Origin of the sequence: Colwellia marinimaniae (assembly GCF_002207865.1) — a bacterium.
In the GTDB taxonomy this organism is placed as follows: Bacteria; Pseudomonadota; Gammaproteobacteria; order Enterobacterales; family Alteromonadaceae; genus Colwellia; species Colwellia marinimaniae.
Genome location: NZ_BDQM01000502.1, coordinates 1 through 238 on the forward strand (window position 1 = coordinate 1; position 238 = coordinate 238).

Genomic DNA, 238 nt, shown 5'->3' on the forward strand with positions numbered 1-238 from the left:
GACCTATAATACGGGTCAACGTCGTGTACGCCGTGCACCGAATGTGGCTTATGATGCACCAGGTACAGCGTCAGATGGTTTAAGAACCACCGATGATTTTGATATGTATAATGGCGCACCAAACCGTTATAACTGGACTTTAAAAGGCAAGCAAGAATTATTGATTCCTTATAATGACTATCGACTTCATAGTGATAAAGTTAAGTATGAAGATATTCTACAGGCAGGGCACATTAAT

1 protein-coding gene is annotated in these 238 nt (G+C 40.3%); it reads left to right on the forward strand.

Features of this window, described 5'->3' with window-relative positions; all coding sequences use genetic code 11:
- On the forward strand, positions 1 to 238 hold a 238-nt coding region (locus tag MTCD1_RS20245; RefSeq protein WP_143760233.1), incomplete at both ends, for a DUF1329 domain-containing protein.